At 68.2% G+C, this 17,044-nt stretch carries 17 protein-coding genes; 6 read left to right on the top strand and 11 right to left on the bottom strand.

From position 1 onward, the window contains the following. Positions 1 to 22: 22 nt before the first annotated feature. Positions 23 to 1,453, top strand: a complete 1,431-nt coding sequence (locus G7B71_RS02290; RefSeq protein WP_279338389.1) for an NAD(P)/FAD-dependent oxidoreductase — start codon at positions 23 to 25, stop codon at positions 1,451 to 1,453. Then, the gene (locus G7B71_RS02295; protein WP_166037462.1) at positions 1,450 to 2,286 is read left to right on the top strand and encodes a class I SAM-dependent methyltransferase; all 837 of its coding nucleotides are present in this window, start codon (positions 1,450 to 1,452) and stop codon (positions 2,284 to 2,286) included. The genes G7B71_RS02290 and G7B71_RS02295 overlap by 4 nt, the downstream gene beginning before the upstream one ends. Here the strand turns inward: G7B71_RS02295 and G7B71_RS02300 are convergent. From G7B71_RS02300 to glmU, 7 genes are all read right to left on the bottom strand, one after another. Then, complete coding sequence (locus tag G7B71_RS02300; protein WP_166037464.1) at positions 2,283 to 3,746, bottom strand: MBL fold metallo-hydrolase; 1,464 nt, start codon at positions 3,744 to 3,746, stop codon at positions 2,283 to 2,285. The two genes, G7B71_RS02295 and G7B71_RS02300, sit on opposite strands and share 4 nt — an antisense overlap. Continuing rightward, positions 3,743 to 5,806, bottom strand: a complete 2,064-nt coding sequence (locus G7B71_RS02305; protein ID WP_166037466.1) for a hypothetical protein — start codon at positions 5,804 to 5,806, stop codon at positions 3,743 to 3,745. Before G7B71_RS02305 ends, G7B71_RS02300 begins: the two co-directional genes overlap by 4 nt. 122 nt (positions 5,807 to 5,928) lie before the next feature. Further along, complete coding sequence (locus G7B71_RS02310; RefSeq protein WP_166037468.1) at positions 5,929 to 6,108, bottom strand: hypothetical protein; 180 nt, start codon at positions 6,106 to 6,108, stop codon at positions 5,929 to 5,931. Between the two features lie 16 nt (positions 6,109 to 6,124). After that, complete coding sequence (gene glmS, locus G7B71_RS02315; protein ID WP_166037471.1) at positions 6,125 to 7,948, bottom strand: glutamine--fructose-6-phosphate transaminase (isomerizing); 1,824 nt, start codon at positions 7,946 to 7,948, stop codon at positions 6,125 to 6,127. A 16-nt stretch (positions 7,949 to 7,964) separates the two neighbouring features. After that, the gene (locus G7B71_RS02320) at positions 7,965 to 8,330 is read right to left on the bottom strand and encodes a type II toxin-antitoxin system VapC family toxin (protein WP_166037473.1); all 366 of its coding nucleotides are present in this window, start codon (positions 8,328 to 8,330) and stop codon (positions 7,965 to 7,967) included. A 3-nt stretch (positions 8,331 to 8,333) separates the two neighbouring features. Further along, on the bottom strand, positions 8,334 to 8,582 hold the full coding sequence (locus G7B71_RS02325) for a ribbon-helix-helix protein, CopG family (RefSeq protein ID WP_166037475.1): 249 nt from the start codon (positions 8,580 to 8,582) through the stop codon (positions 8,334 to 8,336). A 33-nt stretch (positions 8,583 to 8,615) separates the two neighbouring features. After that, complete coding sequence (gene glmU, locus G7B71_RS02330) at positions 8,616 to 9,971, bottom strand: bifunctional UDP-N-acetylglucosamine diphosphorylase/glucosamine-1-phosphate N-acetyltransferase GlmU (RefSeq protein WP_166037477.1); 1,356 nt, start codon at positions 9,969 to 9,971, stop codon at positions 8,616 to 8,618. 62 nt (positions 9,972 to 10,033) lie between these two features. Between glmU and gph the strand changes: the two genes are divergently transcribed. After that, on the top strand, positions 10,034 to 10,696 hold the full coding sequence (gene gph / locus G7B71_RS02335; RefSeq protein WP_166037479.1) for a phosphoglycolate phosphatase: 663 nt from the start codon (positions 10,034 to 10,036) through the stop codon (positions 10,694 to 10,696). Here gph and G7B71_RS02340 read toward each other — a convergent pair. Genes G7B71_RS02340 through G7B71_RS02355 form a run of 4 tightly spaced genes read right to left on the bottom strand, consistent with a single transcriptional unit; the run spans position 10,660 to position 13,269 of the window. Beyond that, complete coding sequence (locus G7B71_RS02340) at positions 10,660 to 11,703, bottom strand: nucleotidyltransferase family protein (protein WP_166037481.1); 1,044 nt, start codon at positions 11,701 to 11,703, stop codon at positions 10,660 to 10,662. The two genes, gph and G7B71_RS02340, sit on opposite strands and share 37 nt — an antisense overlap. Next, positions 11,700 to 12,560: an HprK-related kinase A gene (locus tag G7B71_RS02345; RefSeq protein ID WP_166037483.1), complete on the bottom strand. Its 861-nt coding sequence runs from the start codon at positions 12,558 to 12,560 to the stop codon at positions 11,700 to 11,702. The genes G7B71_RS02340 and G7B71_RS02345 overlap by 4 nt, the downstream gene beginning before the upstream one ends. Then, a complete protein-coding gene (locus G7B71_RS02350) occupies positions 12,557 to 12,832 on the bottom strand; it encodes an HPr-rel-A system PqqD family peptide chaperone (protein ID WP_166037485.1) in 276 nt (91 codons plus the stop codon). Before G7B71_RS02350 ends, G7B71_RS02345 begins: the two co-directional genes overlap by 4 nt. 26 nt (positions 12,833 to 12,858) lie before the next feature. Further along, entirely contained in the window at positions 12,859 to 13,269 is a 411-nt protein-coding gene (locus G7B71_RS02355) for a hypothetical protein (RefSeq protein WP_166037487.1), read from the bottom strand. 84 nt (positions 13,270 to 13,353) lie between these two features. On the opposite strand from G7B71_RS02355, the gene G7B71_RS02360 reads away from it, so the two are divergent. The 3 genes from G7B71_RS02360 to G7B71_RS02370 all read left to right on the top strand — a co-directional run bounded on the left by G7B71_RS02360 (position 13,354) and on the right by G7B71_RS02370 (position 17,028). Then, positions 13,354 to 14,598 carry an ATP-binding protein gene (locus tag G7B71_RS02360; protein WP_166037489.1) on the top strand — a complete coding sequence of 415 codons (1,245 nt, stop codon included), beginning with the start codon at positions 13,354 to 13,356 and terminating at the stop codon, positions 14,596 to 14,598. 53 nt (positions 14,599 to 14,651) lie between these two features. Continuing rightward, complete coding sequence (locus G7B71_RS02365; protein ID WP_166037491.1) at positions 14,652 to 15,866, top strand: porin; 1,215 nt, start codon at positions 14,652 to 14,654, stop codon at positions 15,864 to 15,866. A 109-nt stretch (positions 15,867 to 15,975) separates the two neighbouring features. After that, positions 15,976 to 17,028 carry a substrate-binding domain-containing protein gene (locus G7B71_RS02370; protein WP_166037493.1) on the top strand — a complete coding sequence of 351 codons (1,053 nt, stop codon included), beginning with the start codon at positions 15,976 to 15,978 and terminating at the stop codon, positions 17,026 to 17,028. Positions 17,029 to 17,044 lie beyond the last annotated feature (16 nt).

The following is a 17,044-nucleotide window of genomic DNA, read 5'->3' on the forward strand; positions in this document are numbered from 1 at the left end:
CGTGCGAGCCGTCGGAGAGATGGTGTCCGATCCCCAGCATTTCGACGTGATCATCGTCGGCGCCGGCCTGTCGGGAATCGGCATGGCCCATCATCTCCAGCGCCTCTGCCCCTGGGCCCGCTACGCGATCCTCGAGGCGCGCCAGGCGATCGGCGGCACCTGGGACCTGTTCCGCTATCCCGGCATCCGCTCGGACAGCGACATGCACACCTTGGGCTACAGCTTCCGCCCGTGGCGCGACCCCGACGCGATCGCCGGCGGCGACAAGATCCGGCGCTATATCGAGGACACTGCGGCCGAGGCCGGCATCGACCGGCACATCAGCTTCGGCGTGAAGGTGGCCCGCGCCGCCTGGTCGTCCGAGCAAGCGCGCTGGCGGGTGGAGGCCACGGACGGCAGCGCCCGCACCTGCCGCTTCCTCGTCATGTGCGCCGGCTATTACAGTTATGACGAAGGCCACCGCCCGACCTGGCCGGGTGAAGACAGCTTCGACGGTGCCATCGTCCACCCGCAATTCTGGCCAGACGATCTCGACTGGCGCGGTAAGCGTATCGCCGTGATCGGCAGCGGCGCGACCGCGGTCACCCTCATCCCCGCGCTCGCCGAACAGGCCGCGCACGTCACCATGGTCCAGCGCTCGCCGAGCTTCGTGATGGCGCGACCCTCGCGCGACGGCATCGCCAGGGCGCTCCAGGCGGTCCTTCCGGCGCGAACCGCCGCCGGGCTCGTCCGCTGGAAGAACGTGCTGCTCCAGCAATTCTTCTTTCGCCTGTCGCGCCGCCGCCCCGCCAAGGTGAAGGCCAAGCTTCTGGCGCTCACCGGGCAGCAGGTCGGCGCCGATCAGCTCCACCACTTCACGCCGCGCTACAATCCGTGGGAGCAGCGCCTGTGCCTGGCGCCGGACGGCGACCTGTTCGCGGCACTCCGCGCGGGGTCCGCTTCCGTCGTAACCGGCGAGATCGAACGGTTCACGCCCGACGGACTGCGCCTCGCCGACGGCAGCGAGGTCGCCGCAGACATCATCGTCACCGCGACCGGCCTCAAGGTCCAGTTGGCAGGCGCCGCCGCGCTGAGCGTCGATGGCCAGCCCGTCCGCCTCGGCGACGCGATGGCCTACAAGGGCCTGTTCTTCTCCGACCTGCCGAACTTTGCCTCCATCTTCGGCTACACCAATGCCAGCTGGACGCTGAAGGCCGACCTGTCCGCCGCCTTCATCTGCCGGGTGCTCAACCGCATGCGCCGCCGCGGCGAGACGGTGGTGGCGCCGCGCCGCGACCCGAGCGTTCCCGAGCGGCCCTTCATCGATTTCTCGTCGACCTATCTGCGTCGCGCCGCCGCGGAGCTGCCCAAGCAGGGCGAGCGCGGGCCGTGGCGGCTTCGCCAGAGCTACGCCGCCGACCTCATGAACCTGCGCTTCGGCCGCGTCGCGGACGGGGTGCTCACCTTCCGATGATTGAGCCGAAGACGCTTCAGACCGAGGCGGACGTCGCCGGTCATTATGACGAGCTCGACGCGGTCTATCGCGAGATCTGGGGCGAGCACGTCCATCACGGGCTGTGGCGCAGCGGGCGCGAAAGCGTCGCCGAAGCCACCGATGCGCTGAGCGATCTCGTCGCCGATCGGCTCGGCGCCAAACCCGGCGACCATCTCGCCGACATCGGCTGCGGCTACGGCGCCACCGCGGCGCGCTTCGCCGGGCGGCTGGGAGTCACCGTCACCGGCTTCACCTTGTCCGAGGCACAGGCGCGCGTGGCGCGGGCACGGCCGGGCGACCTCGCCTTCCACGTCCGCGACTGGCTCGACAACGGGATGGCGGATGCGACCTTCGACCACGCCTATGCGATCGAAAGCACCGAGCACATGATCGACAAGCCCGCCATCTTCCGCGAGGCCGCGCGCACGCTGAAGCCCGGCGGCCGCTTCGTAGTCTGCGCCTGGCTATCGGAGGATGCGCCGAGCCGCTGGCGTGTGCGCCGCCTGCTCGAGCCGATCTGCCGCGAGGGCCGCCTGCCCGGCCTGGGCACGCGCGGCGAATATGAAGGCTGGGCGGCCGCAGCTGGCTTCCGAACGATCGGCTATGAAGACCTCAGCCGTGAGGTGCGCAACACCTGGTCGATCGTCACTCGCCGTCTCGCCGGCCGGGTGCTCACCAGCGCGCGCTATCGCCGCCTGCTGACGAGCCGCGCCACCCGCAACCGCAGCTTCGCGCTGAGCCTGCCACGCCTGATCCTCGCCTACCGCACCGGCGCGATGCGCTACGGCGTCTTCACCTTCGAGACGCGCTAGGCCTGGTAGGCGACATATTCGACATAGAGGTCGTTGTCCTCGTCGAGCCTGTCGCGAAAATCGGGATCGCGCCCGAGGGCATCGATATCGGGATCCTCTTTCCACAAGCGGTCGCCGCGGATCAGCCGCCCCCTGGTCCGCTCGAGCAGCGCTTCCTTGACGTGGCCATAGGGCATCTCCCAGCCCGGCGGGTCCTTGTCCTGCTTGCCCTGCTTGGAGGCGACCGTCTGGTCCGTCGAGCAGGCGGCGACCAGCTCCTTATGGGTCATCAGCTCGAGGCCTCGGCCGCGCAAAGTCGCATTGTGACTGCCATGATGGCCGACCTTGTAGAAGCGCGTCCGGCCGAGGACCTGCTCGGCGGTCAGCTCCTCTCCGTTCACCTTGTAGGTCTGGTCGTGCCACGAGAGCCAGTTGCCGACCTGGGCGTCCGCGGCGAACAGCATGAAGGTGTCGTCGGGCAGGCGGAAGGCGAGCACCAGGCTGGTGTTGTTGGTGTCGCTGTCGAGCTTGAGGGCGAGCGCTTCGAACGGCTGCAGCCAGGTGGAATCGATGCGCCGGTAGCTCTGTTCCTTGCCGTCGCTGTCGAGCGGCGCGAAATAATGGTCCTGGAACCAGTCGCGAACCGGATCCCGGCCCTTCTCTCCGGACTCCATCTCCTTGAGGCAGCCGCAATAGCGCGGCGAAAAGGGGGAGGTCTGGCCGGCGGCTTCGGCGCCGCCGTCGAGCGGCATGGAATAGGCAAGGAAGCTTTCGGCGAGGTAGGTTTCCTTGCCCTCCCCCTTGCTCGGCAGGTCCTTGAACAGCCGCGATTCGCTGCGCGGCGGCGCGAGCACGAGGGCGGGCAGTCCGGTGCCCGGAACGTCGACCACGTCGCCCGGACCGAGGTAGCGGACCTCGTCCGACTGCGCCTTGAGTTCCTCCATGACGCGCCGGCCGGTGAGACGGCCCTTCGGGGCAGCGCCGAGGTCGCTGCCGAACGCGGCCGGTGCCGCGTCGTCGTGCGGCCCGATGAAGCCGCCGAGGCCATCCGTGCCTTCGATGTCATGGCCGCTCGCAGCGAGCGCTACGGCGAAATGGGTGACGGCCTCCTTGCGGTCCTCGAATGCGTCGCGCAGCCCCTCCGCCTGCTTGTCATTCGGGTCCTCGGTCCACGCCATCCACAGCTGGCGGAACAGCGGCCGGTCCTTGTCGAGAAGGATCTCCTTCGCCTGGGAAAAGCCGCTGATATGGTCCCAATGTTCGTGCGTCACGACGAGGAGATCGACGCTGCCCCCCGCCGTCTCGCGGATGTCTGCGGCGACCTTCTTCATATAGTCCGAGGCGCCGGACACGCCCTGCAGCAGTCCGCAGTCAATCATGACGTGGCTCTTGGTGCCGTCATCCCGTTCGATGCGGATGAGGAAGCAGTCGCCGAGCAGCTTCTTGTACATGCGCACGACGACCTTGCTGATCTCGCTCATTGGCCGCTCCTGTGCATGAACGCGAAGGGCTCAGCGTCGACCGGGTCGCAGCGGCCGCGGAAGGTCAGCACCTCCGGATCGCCGCCGAGATAGGCGCGCTGCCGCGCAAGCCGGCGCTCGTCGCGGATCGACTTGCGAACGACGCGCCTGACCCGGCCGTCCTTCAGGTCGACGATCAGGGTGGACCCGCCACGGAAGACGAAGTCGGGCTTGATCCAGCGCGGGTCGTCGGCCGCCATTGCGCCGGAATCCGCGCGCTGCTGGTCCTCGGCCTTGTAATAAGCGCGCCGCCGCTGGGTGATCTGGACGATCAATTGGGCGAGCACCTGCCCGTCCGGACCCTGGCGCCGCGACACGCGGACGGTGTGAACCTCGACCTTGGGAACGCCATCCGATCCGCGATAGACCGTCGCCGGCGCGCGATCGCCGCGCAGGCAGATGCCGAGCGTCGCCTCCCAGTTGCGGTCGTCCTCGCCGACGAGCCAGGAATGCACCTTGCGCCGATTGGATTCGACGATGTGCATGGCGAGGTCGCGCAGATTGCGGGCCTCGACCGATCCAGGGTCGAGATAGGCGCGGGCGCCCTCGGGCGCTTGTTCGTCCGCCGCCTCGCACTCCTTCGGATTGGCGAAGGTCACGCCGAGATGGAGCTGCGAAAGGATCGACGAGAATGACGCGTCGGCGCTCGCTTCATGACCGGGCGCCCCGTCAGTGGTCTCCCACTTCTCCGGCTCATCCCACAGCAGGCTGTCGATCGAGGTGAAGTGGCTCCCCGGCGCGGTGATGCCACGCTTGCGGAACGCCTCGGCGAAGGCGACTCGGTAGAGGCGGTCGTCCGAGGGAACGAGGTCGTGGTCGGCGGTGATGATCGCGCGGAGATATTCGCCGAACGTCACGTCGACCGGCGGCAGATAGTCGAGCCCGCGGATGCACATGCGCAACACCTGGTCGGCGACCTTCTCCGCCTCGGCGGCGATCCGGCGGACGAGGTCCGGCGGCATGTGGCTCGATTCTCCCGGCGCGCGGCCGGCGATGCGGAACAGGTCGGCGGTCCGCCGCTCGAAAATGGTCACGAAGGCGTCGAACACTGCGGCGACCAGGATCTGGCCGCGCTCGTGCGGCTTGGTGATCCCGGCATTGCGGTCGGGTTCGAGACGTTCGTTCTTGGCGAGCTTCTCCTCTTCCTCCTTCACCATCCTGAGCGCGAAGCGAAGCGGCCCCTCGCGCCCGGTGGCGCGGCCGAACTGCTGCGCCAGCCCGTTGAGCAGGCTGACCGAGCGCATCGTTCCGCCCGACTTGGCGAGTTCGTGCTCGATGACCGGCCGCACCGTGAACTTTCGGAACAGGGCGACAAGGTCCGCGAACGCCTCGTGAAAGGCGAGCGCGTCCGGGTTGCAGGATTCGATCGAGCGCGGCCACATGCCGTGGAGGATGGCATGGGCGGTCTCATGGGCGACGATGTCCTGCGACAGGCAGGTGAACACCCAGTCGCCGCCGGTGCCGTCGCGCGCCGGCTTGCCGCGAAAGTAACCGAACAGCAAAGCCGCCTTGCGGGGGCTGTAATAGGCGTTCGCCTCGCGCATCGCGTGCGGATAGACGCGCAGCCGCTTCACGTGCGCGCGGAAACGCGCGCTGGAGTCCTGCGCCTTCGGGTCGCCCTCGCGCATCCAGAAGACCGGCCTGCCGAGCGCCCGCTCGAAATCGCGAATGGTCTTCATCGCCACGGCGAAGACCATCTGCTGATGGAATTGAGGATTGCCGTCGGACGGTGCGAAGCCGTTCTGCGCCAGCAGATGAGGATTGTTGAGATCGACCGGCGGATAGAAGCAGCCGCTCGCCGCGTCATAATCGACGACTTCGAGATAGTCGTTGACCGGCCCCACATCGAGCGGCCCTTCCCAGCTTCCTTCCCACGGAAGCTGGATCATCGCGTCATTGACCACCGCAGTGTCGAGATTGAGCGACGCCTGAGGATCAAATGCATAGACGCGCAAGCAACGCTGGGCCGGCGTGGGGATGTTGACCTTGGCGGATTCGGCCCATTCGCTTGCAGAGGTCATGACGGCGTCCCCCCTCCGAAGAGCGCCCCGAGTCGCTCATCTTAGGCTATTGGGAGAGGGTACGCCTTTGCCCGGCCTCGACAACCGGAATTGTCGGCCTCAACTCTTGAGGGAGGAGCGGCTCAGTCGCCGCCGCCGCAGTCGCTCCCGCAGCCGCTGTCCGAGCCGCCATCGCTGTCCCAGCTGTCGCTGCTGTCCCCGTCATATGAGGAATCGCGGCGATGACCCTTCCCCTTCTTCGCGGACACCAGCACGATCAACGCAATGCCGGCGAAGATCGCCACGACGATCACGACTTCCATTTGCGGTCCTACCCCCTCATTCGACAGTGACGCTCTTGGCGAGGTTGCGCGGCTGGTCGACGTCCGTCCCCTTCGCGACCGCCACATGATAGGCCAGGAGCTGCACCGGGATCGCATAGACCAGGGGCGCGATCAACGGATGCACCTTGGGCATCTCGATCGTCGCCATCGCGTCGCCGCCGGCCTGGGCGATTCCGTCGGAGTCGGAGATCAGCACGACCTTGGCGCCGCGCGCCTGCGCCTCCTGCATGTTGCTGACGGTCTTGTCGAACAGCGGCCCCGACGGCGCGATCACGATCAGCGGCACCGCTTCGTCAATGAGGGCGATCGGCCCGTGCTTCATCTCGCCGGAGGCATAGCCCTCGGCATGGATGTAGCTGATCTCCTTGAGCTTGAGTGCGCCTTCGAGCGCCATCGGATAATCCGGGCCGCGGCCGAGATAGAGGACGTCGCGGGCCGAGGCGATGGTGTGCGCCATCCGCTCGATCTCGGCGTCATGGGCGAGCGCGGCGCTCATCGCCGCCGGCGCCTCGCTCAGATGCTGGACGATGTCGTGCTCGTCGGCCGCCGGAAGCTTGCCCTTGGCGCGCGCCAGGTTGGCGGCGAGCGCCGCCATCACCGCCAGCTGGCAGGTGAACGCCTTGGTCGAGGCGACTCCGATCTCCGGCCCGGCGTGGGTCGAGAGCAGCAGGTCGACCTCGCGCGCCATCGAGCTGGTCGGCACGTTGATGATCCCGGCGGTGGTGACCCCGTTGGCCTTCATGTGCCGGAGCGCCGCGAGCGTATCGGCGGTCTCGCCCGACTGCGACACCACGATTCCGAGCGTGTTCGGAAGCAGGATCGGGTCGCGGTAGCGATATTCGGACGCGACATCGACTTCGACCGGAAGCCGGGCGAACTGCTCGATCCAATATTTGCCGATCATCCCGACATAGGAGGCGGTGCCGCAGGCGACGATCGCCACCCGCTCGACGGTGGCGAGGTCGAAATCCATGTCGGGCAGCGCCACGCATTGCTCGAGCGGGCGGAGATACGACTGCAGCGTCTGGGCGACCACGACCGGCTGCTCGTAAATTTCCTTCTGCATGAAATGGCGGTGATTGCCCTTGGACATGAGCTGGCCCGACGCGCCGCTGTTGACGATCGGCCGCTCGACCCGCTGGTTGGCCTGGTCGTAGATCTCGACACCGTCCCGCCCAACCGCGACCCAGTCGCCTTCCTCCAGATAGGCGATGCGCTGGGTGAGCGGCGCCAGGGCCAGCGCATCGGAGCCGAGATAATTCTCGCCTTCGCCGTAGCCGACGGTGAGCGGTGCGCCAAGGCGGGCGCCGATCAGCAGGTCGGGATCGCTGCGGAACATGACCGCGAGCGCGAACGCCCCGTGAAGGCGCGGCAGCACCGCGGCGATCGCCTCGCGCGGACTCTTCCCCGCGTCGATCTCGCGCGCGATCAGGTGGGCGACGACCTCGCTGTCGGTCTGACTCGCGAAGGTCGCTCCGGTGGCGATCAGTTCATCCCTGAGCGGCTTGAAATTCTCGATGATGCCGTTGTGGACCAGGCTCACGTCGCCGACGATGTGCGGGTGGGCATTGTCCTCGGTCGGCGCACCGTGAGTCGCCCAACGAGTGTGGGCGATGCCGGTGTCGCCGTCGAGCGGCGCCTCGCGAAGCTTGGCGGCGAGGTTCTTGAGCTTGCCCGGCGCCCGCCGCCGCTCGATCGCGCCGTCGACGATGGTGGCGATGCCCGCCGAATCATAACCGCGATATTCGAGCCGCTTGAGCCCCTCCAGAAGCCGCTCCGCAACCGGCTCCGCGCCGACGATTCCGATGATGCCGCACATGCAGTCGTTCTTTCCTTCAGAGCCTGTAGGGGACCCGAATTCCCGGCATGTTGACCGGAAAATCCTTGGTGTTGCGGGTGACGAGGATCGCCCCGTTAACCTGAGCCGTGGCGAGAATGTAGGCGTCGAGCAACTTCATCCTCGTTCGATGGCGAATATCCGCGGCCGCAGTCGCGATGCGCGCGTCCAACTCGACGATCTCGAACGGCGCAATCAGATCGCGGACCATATCGCGCTGCTCCAGCGGTTCGCCCGCGAGGACTTCCGTCCATACGATGCGGCTTATCCGGTGGCGGGGATAGCGTGACAACTCCTCCTTGGCTTGAGGGGTACGCCTGAGCCAATCGATGACGATGTTGGAATCAAAAAACGGATCTGACACGCGTCAGAGGTCTTCGTAAGGCGTGCGATCTTCGCGAATGGCCCGCTGATATTCGACCCCGTCTCCGATATCGGTCCGATCGGCCCAATAGCCGTAGCCCCGTTCGATCCAGTCCTTGTCGGCGGCTCTCTGCACCAGATACAGCTTGACCGCATCACGGATCGCCGCAGCCCGGGAGCGCTTGTCCTTGGCCGCCAGGGCGTCGAGCTTTTCGACGTCCTCGTCAGGTATGTCCGTCAGGATTCGAGCCATGATGATATACTGATATCATATCATGATATCAGATCAAGCCTTGTTCTTCTTCGCCAACATCTTGTCGCGGAAGCGCTTGGCCCAGCCCGAATGGGCTTCCTGCCTGCCGCGGGCGACGGCGAGCGCGTCGCCCTCGACGTCGCGGGTGACGACGCTTCCCGCCCCAACAATGGCGCCGGGGCCCACGCTGACCGGCGCCACCAGGGCGGTGTTGGAGCCGATGAAAGCGCCCTCGCCGATCGACGTGCCATATTTGAAGAAGCCGTCATAATTGCAGGTGATGGTGCCGGCGCCGACATTGGCCTTCGCGCCGACCTCGACGTCGCCGAGATAGGTGAGGTGGTTGGCCTTGGCGCCCTTCCCCAGCTTCGCCTTCTTGGTCTCGACGAAATTGCCGATCTTGCTGTCCGGGCCGAGCTCGGTGCCGGGCCTCAGCCGCGCATAGGGACCGACCTCCGCCCCAGCGCCGATCGTCGCGCCCTCGATATGGCTGAACGCGCGGATCCGCACACGCTCGCCGACGGTCACGCCGGGACCGAAGAAGACATTGGGCTCGATCGTCACGTCGCGGGCGATCCTGGTATCGTGCGCGAACCACACCGTCTCCGGAGCGACCAGCGACACGCCGGCGTCCATCATCTCGGCGCGGCGGCGCTGCTGCCAGGCCGCCTCCAGCCCCGCCAGCTCCGCGCGGCTGTTGACCCCGGCCACTTCCGCCTCGCTGGTCTCGACGACCACCGAGCGGCGCCCGGCGGCGGCGGCGAGCATGACGATGTCGGGAAGGTAATATTCCCCCGCGGCATTGTCGTTGCCGACGCGGGCGAGCAGCGGCCACAGGTCGGCGGCGCGAACCGCCATCATGCCGGAGTTACACAGGTCGACGAGCCGCTCCCCCTCGCTCGCGTCCTTGTGCTCGACCATCTTGGTGATGGTGCCGTCGCCGTCTGCGATGATCCGGCCGTAGCGAAGCGTGTCCGCCGGGCGGAAACCCAGGACCACAGCAGCGGGCGAATCGTCGCCGGCGAGGCGGTCCAGCATCTGCCGCATCGTCGCAGTGCTGACGAGCGGAACGTCGCCGTAAAGGATGAGCACGTCGCCATCGAATTCGGCGAGCGCGCTTTCGGCCTGCTGCACCGCATGGGCGGTGCCGAGCTGCGGCTCCTGCACCGCGACCGTTCCGCCATGCTTCTGGACAAGCGGCTCGACCTGCTCGCGGCCACTTCCGACGACGACCACCGTCTCGTGGCCGCCCAGCGCCTCGACGCTCGCAATCAGATGCTCGAGCATCGGCCGGCCGGCCAGGGAGTGAAGAACCTTGTGAAGGTCGGACTTCATCCGGGTGCCCTTGCCGGCGGCGAGGATGATGGCTGCGACGGGTCGATCGGTCATGACCCGCGCATTGGCATGCCGCCCTTGCGATTTCCAGACGCTCGCACCTAAGCGCCTCGGTCATGGCCGATTTTCCTTTCGACATTGTCGCGTTCGACCTCGACGGCACGCTTGCCGACACCGCCCCCGACCTCGCCGCCGCGCTCAACCATGCGCTGGAGCGCCTCGCGCGACCGACGATTGAGCCGGAGACCGTGCGCCACCTCGTCGGCCACGGCGCCCGCGCTTTGCTCCGCCGCGGCCTCGCGACGAGCGGCCCATCCGACGAAGCCCTGGTCGAGCAGGGCTTCCCGCACTTCATGGATTTCTACGCCGCCAACATTTGCGTCGGCACCACCGCCTTCGCCGGCGTCGATGCCGCGCTCGACGCGCTGCGGTCGCGCGGCGTGCGGACGGCAGTGTGCACCAACAAGCCCGAGCGGCTGAGCCGGCTGCTGATCGAGGCGCTCGGTTGGGAAAGCCGCTTCGATGCATTGATCGGCGGCGACACCCTCCCGGTCCGCAAGCCCGACCCGGCGCCGCTGCGCGAGGCGATCGCCCGCGCGGGCGGCGGCCGCGCCGCCTTCGTCGGCGATTCGATCGTCGACGCCGACACCGCTCGAGCCGCCGCCCTGCCCTTCGTCGCAGTCAGCTTCGGCTTCCTCGACCGCCCGGTCGAGGAGCTTGGCGCGGACGCGGTGATCGACGATTATTCGGAGCTGATCGGAGTGCTCGAAACGCTCTGATCCGGCTTCGCCCGCGCCTTGGTGACGAGGTGCCGCACAAGCATCATCGGCGGCATGCGCATCAGGTGGCCGCGGACATAGAAGCCGAAGCGCGTGACCGGACGCGTCGGCTGTCCCCAGCCGTTGCGGGCCAGCAGGCGGCGCTTGAACGGCGCGTCCATGGCGCTCCACCGACGCCAGCTTGGCGGGATCGGGGTCGCGTAAAGATCATGCGCGAGACGCACCGCGCGCTCGACGGCGGGGCCGAGGCCATGACGGCCGGCTCTCTCACGCAGGCGCGGCCAGAAACCGTCGACACGCGAGAATTCGCGCAGCAGGCGGTCGATGTCCCACAGGTTCCTGAGGCCTCCGGCCATGTCGCCGTCGGCGATGAGGTGGGCGGCGGCGTGGACGATCATGTCCTCCGGCGAGAGCATGCGAAGGCCATCGGGCAGAGCGATGCTGGCGGCGATCAACGCCGCCGCGTCCGGCTTCGGCCGCGCGGTCAGAGGAAGGATGGTGTGATGGACGTCGGCCATGCGGTCGCGCTCGCGGTGGATGAGCGGCGGCAGCTCGTGCATCCACTGGCGGTAATAGAGGTCGTCATAGCCGTCCGCCTCCTTCATCCGTTCCCAGCCATGCGCGATAAGCGCCCGCTCGACCTCGCCGAGCGAGTCGCGGGGCACTAGGATGTCGAGGTCGCCGACATTGCGGCCCTGGGCCGCTTCCAGGCCTGCGGCGTGGAACGCGGTCCCTTTCAAGAGCACCACCGGAATACCGATCGGCGCGAGCGCGCGCCGCGCCATCTCCGCTTCCCACAGGGCCTGGACGCGCACTCGTCCGGCGTCCGCCCGGTGCATGGCGAGCAGCCGCTCGACCCGCTCCGGCACCTTCCGCCCTTCGAGCCGGAACGCAAGGCTGCCGACCAGTTGCTCGGCACGAGCCGCCGCGATGAGCCCAGTCCAGTCGCAGTCTGCCGGAAGCGACGTCGGATTGCGTAGCGTCTGGACGAGCAGCCGAGCGCTCATCGCGCCGCCTCCGCCCAGATCAGCTCGATCAGCTCGGCCGCCTTGGCGCCGTCCGGGTAATCCAGCGCCAGCGCGCGGCAGTTCTGGACGAGGCCGGTCAGGGCGTCGAACCCGCGCTGGCCGAGCGCGACATAATTGGTCGAAGCCTGGGTCAGCCGCATGAACGCCTCGGCCGGGCCGACCGGACGGATCTCGGCGGCGTGGCCGAAACGCGGGAACAGGATGAGCGCCGGCCGCGCCGGCTCGGTCATCCGCGCCACCGCCTGGTCGTTCGGCCGGATGTGCCGGATCGTGCCTTTCGGGGTCCCCTCCAGGCGCGGCCCGAAGCGATCTCCGGCCACGAACGCCGCCATCGCCGCGATCGACTCGTTCTTGAGGCTCACCGCGCGCGGGAACGGGAAGAGCAGGCCCGTCTCCGGCTCCAGCAGCGCGAACTCGTCGCCCATGAAACGCCAGCCATGCTCGCCGAGCCAGGCCGCAAGCGTCGACTTGCCGGCACCGGACTCGCCGGTGAGGATCAGCGCGCGGCCGTCCTTCTCGACGCTCGCGGCGTGGAGCAGAAGGTAGCGCCGCTCGCCAAGCGCCATTTGCAGGTTCATGCCCATCTCGGCCGCCACGAGGCCGTGAGCAAGCGGCAGCGGCGCCGCGTCGGGCAGCACATAGTCGCCCTGGATCGCAACCGACGGCCGCACCCAGCGGCGCCATGGCGTCACCGGCTCCAGCCGCACCGTGAAGTCGGCCGTCTCGCATCCCGGGTAGCCGGCATAAAGGTGCCGCAGCGCCGCGACCGGCCCCGGCCAAGCCGACCCGACCCGAAAGGACAGCGGTCCCACCGCCAGGTTGACGCCGTGCCTCACGACCGCCGCACAAGCCCCGCCGTCTCGAGCTCGCCGAGCCGCGCGGCGATGGCCGGTCGCCCTTCATTCGAGTCGAATTCGAACCGCTCGCTAAGCCGCGCCACGAGGCCGTCGAGGTCAGTCGCGCCCTCGCCGAGCGCATCGAGGATCTCCGGCGCCGGCGGAGCGACGATATGGGTCTGCCCCGATCGCGGGTGGAACAGCACCGCGAGCCCCTCCAGAACGACGGTGCGCAGCCCTTCGGCGTCGGCGATGTAGAGGGGACCGGCCATGACGCCCGGTCATAGGGCAAAGCCGGTTAACGCTGCATCAGCGAAGCGTAGCAGGTGAAGCCGCTCATCCCGGACTGAAGCCGGCGGATGTAATTGGCGTAGGCCTGCGCCGCCTCAGGATCCATGCCGGGCGGAGTCGCGCCGCTGTGAAGCATCACGCGCACTTCCTCGCCGGTCAGCGGTCGGCCCGCGGGCGGCACGGCACCCGGCGTTCCGGGCGGCACCACCGATCCGTCTACGGCGATATACTGGCCGCCAAGCTGCTGCGACGGCACCGGGATCTCGCAATTGATCACCGACCCCATGGTCTGGGCGAAGGCCGGGCGAACGGTTACTACCGTCGACGCCGCGACCGCGCCCAGAGCGAGCACCGTCCGCCGCGTCGGAAGGGCGTCCGCGACCGATTTCTTGGGGGTGGATGCGTCGTCCGAGCTCATCCGCCTTCCTGTTGCACGCCTGTCGTTTAATAGTTGTAAAGCCGCACCGAATCGAGCCGCGGCAGGCGCGCCGAAAGGGGCCAAGTGACGCAAAACAGGACGTTCCGGGCGCTTCTCGCCGCCGCAGCCGGAATCCTCGCGGTGATCGGCGCGGCGACCGCGCCGCCGCCGCTCGCCCTGCTGCTCGGAGTGGGCGCGGGTGCCGCCGTCATGCTGGCCATCTGGCTGCTGACAGACGCCCCGCGGCGCACCGCCATGCCCGCTTCTTCCGAAGAGGAGCAAGCGGCGCCGCTGCCCGGGCTGACGGAGGTGCTGGACGGGTTCGAAGATCCGCTGCTGTACGTCCGCGACCGCCGCGTGGTCATCGCCAATCCCGCGGCGCGGGCGCTGCTCGGCGACCATGTCGCCGGCGTCGACGTCCGCCTCGCCATCCGCCATCCGGGCGCCGCCGAGCATCTCGCCGAGCGCCCCGGCGACTCGGCCGAGCACGAGACCCGCACCGAGCTGGTCGGGCTCGGCGACCCTGGCGACCGCTGGGAGATGACGGCAACCCGCCTCGCCGACGGCAGCCGAATCGTCCGCCTCGCCGACCGCAGCCCGGCCCATGCGGCCGAGCAGATGCGAGTCGACTTCGTCGCCAATGCGAGCCACGAGCTGCGCACCCCCCTCGCCATCCTGCTCGGCTTCCTCGAGACTCTCCAGGACGAGGACGCCGCCGGTGATCCCAAGACCCGTCAGCGCTTCCTCAAGGTCATGCACGACGAGGCGCGGCGGATGCGCAGCCTGGTCGACGACCTCATGTCGCTCTCCAGGATCGAGGCCGAGCGCTACACCGTGCCGCGCGACCCGGTCGATCTCCTCCCACTCATCGAGGACGTGCGGCTGAGCTGCGCGCAATTGCTCGACGAGAAAAAATCGGAACTCGTCGTCGAGAACCAGGCCGGCGAGACCGTCGTCGCCGGCGACCGCGCGCAGCTCGCCCAGCTGGTCAACAACCTCGTCTCCAACGCCGCCCGCTACGGCCGCCCCGGAACGCCGATCCGGGTCCGCCTCGACGATGCCGGCGCCGAGCTCATCCGCCTCGCGGTGATCGACCAGGGCGAGGGCATCGCGCCCGAGCATTTGCCCCGCCTCACCGAGCGCTTCTACCGGGTGGACGCGGGGCGCAGCCGCTCGGTCGGCGGCACCGGCCTCGGCCTCGCCATCGTCAAGCATGTCGTCGGTCGCCATCGCGGGCGCCTCGACATCCGCTCGAAGGTCGGCGAAGGCACGTCCGTGCGCGTCTACCTCCCGCGCGCGCAGAACGTCACAGAAGTGTCACGCAACTGACGCCCTCGAGTCACCGGCGCTTCATATTGCCTTCCGAAATTTCCGGAGGGATCATGACCAAGGTTACCAAGGCTTGCTTGCTCGCTGCCGTCGCTCTTGTCGCAGCCACGCCGGCGTACGCCCAGGACGACGAGAACCAGCGCTTCGAGGGCGCACCCCGAATCGGCTCCACCGAAGGCTGGTCGATCAAGCCGCGCGGCCGAGTCCAATATGATGTCGGCCATGTTGACGCCCCCGACGGGGTCGCCGGCGACTTCGGCTGGATGGACGAACTGCGCCGCGCCCGCATCGGCGTCGAGGGCACGGCGCCCGGCGGATTCGGCTACACGTTCGAGTTGGAGCTCGCCGACGGAATCGCCGAGATCACCGACGCGATCGTCACCTACAAGGCGGCGCCGCCGCTGACCTTCACCGTCGGCCAGCACAACAATTTCCAGTCGCTGGAGGAGCTGACCAGCTCGCGCTTCTCCACCTTCGTCGAGCGCTCCGCCTTTACCGACGCGTTCAACTTCGAGCGCCGACTCGGCGCCTCGGCGACCTATGCGCGGGGGCCGATCACCGCCCAGGCCGGAGTCTTCGTCGACAATCTGCGCGACCTCGACGACGGCGACGACACGATCAGCCTCGACGGCCGCTTCGTCTACGCCCCCAGGGTCGGCGCGACCCAGCTCCATTTCGGCGCCTCGGCCCACTGGCGCGACAATGGCGACCTCGTCGACCGCGGCACCACCACCCGCTACCGCCAGCGCCCCCTGATCCACGCCACCGACGTGCGCTTCATCGCCACGCCGGCGCTGCCGGTCGATGCGGAAACCAATTACGGTCTCGAGGCGGCGGTCATTCACGGCCCCTTCCATGCCGTTGCCGAAGCGCACTGGCTCGACACCGACACCCGCACCGGCGCGGAGCCCTCGCTGTTCGGCGGCTATGTCGAATTGGGCTGGTTCATCACCGGCGAGACCCGCGGCTATCGCGGCGCCCGCTTCGACCGCACCCGGGTGCGCCGCGGCGGAGCGATCGAGGAAGGCGGCTTCGGCGCGGTCCAGGTCGCGGTCCGCTACGACCATCTCGATCTCAGTTCGAACGGCGTCACCGGCGGCCGCCAGGCCGGCTGGCAGGCCGGGCTCACCTGGATTCCGACCGACCATGTCCGCTTCCTCGCAAACTATGCGCGGCTCGATTATCGCGATGCCCGCCTTCCCGCCGCCGGCGGCGACCGCGACTATGCCGTCGACGTGTTCGCGGTTCGGGCACAACTCGACTTCTGAACGGTTCGGTCGACTGTCACGAGACTGTCACCGAACTGTCAGATGAAGCACGCGGACCGGCGTTAGGCCCGCGATCAGACTCGGCTTTACACTCCCACGGAGGGACCCAATGAAGAGACTGTTCATCACGCTCGCGGCGGCGGGCATCGCGCTCGCCGGCTGCGGTGAGGGCGCGACCGGCGGCGGTGAGGCCGGCGGCAGCCGCAACCAGATCCGAGTGGTCGGCTCGTCGACCGTCTATCCGTTCACCCAGGCCGTCGCCGAGCGCTTCGGCCAGTCCGGGGCCGGCTTCGCCGCGCCCATCGTCGAATCGACCGGCACCGGCGGCGGCATCAACCTGTTCTGCGCCGGAGTCGGCCCGCAGCATCCCGACATCGTCAACGCCTCGCGCCGCATCAAGGCGAGCGAGATCGAGCTGTGCAACCGCAACGGCGTTAGCCAAGTCATCGAGGTTCCGGTCGGAATCGACGGGCTCGCGCTCATCGAATCGAACAACGGCCCGCAATTCCAGCTGACCGCGCGCGACGTCTATGCGGCGCTCGCCGCCAATCCGTTCGGGCGCCCGCAGACCGCGCGCAACTGGAGCGACGTCAACCCGTCGCTGCCCAACATCCCGATCCGCGTCTACGGCCCGCCGCCCACCTCGGGCACGCGCGACAGCTTTGCCGAGCTGATCCTCGACAAGGGCTGCAACACCGATCCGGCCATGGAAGCGCTCAAGGAGTCCGACTCCGACCGCCACAAGACCGTATGCACCCAGATCCGCGAGGACGGCGCCTATATCGAGGCCGGCGAGAACGATAACCTGCTCGTCCAGCGCGTCTCCGAGAATCCGGGCACCGTCGGAGTTCTCGGCTATTCGTTCCTTGAGGCGAACCGCGAGCGCGTCCGCGGCATCCCGCTCGCCGGCATCGCGCCGACGTCGGAGACCATCCAGAACTTCACCTATCCGGGCGCCCGCCGCCTCTACATCTACGTGAAGGGCGAGCACCTTCAGGCGATCCCCGGTCTGCGTGAATTCCTCAATGCTTATTCTCAGGCCTGGAATCCCGGCGGCTATCTTGTACAGCGCGGCATGATTCCGCTTCCCGACGCGGAGCGGCAGGCGGCGCTGCAGGCGGTTCAGAACCCGCAGCCGATCACCGCCGCCGCGCTTCAGTAAGCGGCGGGAAAGTTGG

It is taken from the genome of Sphingosinicella sp. YJ22 (genome assembly GCF_011320075.1).
GTDB lineage: Bacteria > Pseudomonadota > Alphaproteobacteria > Sphingomonadales > Sphingomonadaceae > Allosphingosinicella.